Origin of the sequence: Mesorhizobium sp. M4B.F.Ca.ET.089.01.1.1 (assembly GCF_004022605.1) — a bacterium.
GTDB classification, from domain to species: Bacteria; Pseudomonadota; Alphaproteobacteria; order Rhizobiales; family Rhizobiaceae; genus Mesorhizobium; species Mesorhizobium abyssinicae.
The window spans coordinates 1-421 of the sequence record NZ_RZOS01001482.1; the positions used below are offsets into that span (position 1 = coordinate 1).

1 protein-coding gene is annotated in these 421 nt (G+C 58.7%); it reads left to right on the forward strand.

Features of this window, described 5'->3' with window-relative positions; translation table 11 throughout:
- Window positions 1–421 (forward strand): zincin-like metallopeptidase domain-containing protein (locus EN780_RS37995; RefSeq protein WP_245500335.1); only part of this gene is annotated, 421 nt, incomplete at both ends.

Sequence of the window (421 nt, forward strand, 5' to 3'; positions counted from 1 at the left end):
GTTCCACACATCGAGACCGTCGAGGCCTTCGTTAAAAACACCGCCGCGAAGATTAGCTACGGCGGCACGAAAGCCTGCTATCGACCGAGCATCGACGACATTCTGATGCCCGACCGCAACCGCTTCGACAGCGAGGTTCACCTTTACTCGACCCTGCTTCACGAGGTTGCGCATTTTTCCGGCGCTAAGCACCGCCTTGACCGCGATCTGACCGGCAGATTCGGCAATGAAGCATACGCGATGGAAGAGTGCATAGCCGAACTCGCGGCATCATTCATTTGCGCCGATCTGGGCGTGGCTCATGATCCGCGCGATAACACCGCCGCCTACTTGGCAAATTGGCTGGCCGTCCTTAAGAACGACAAGCGCGCTATCATCACCGTCGCCGCCAAGGCGCAGGCTGCGGCCGACTATCTTCACC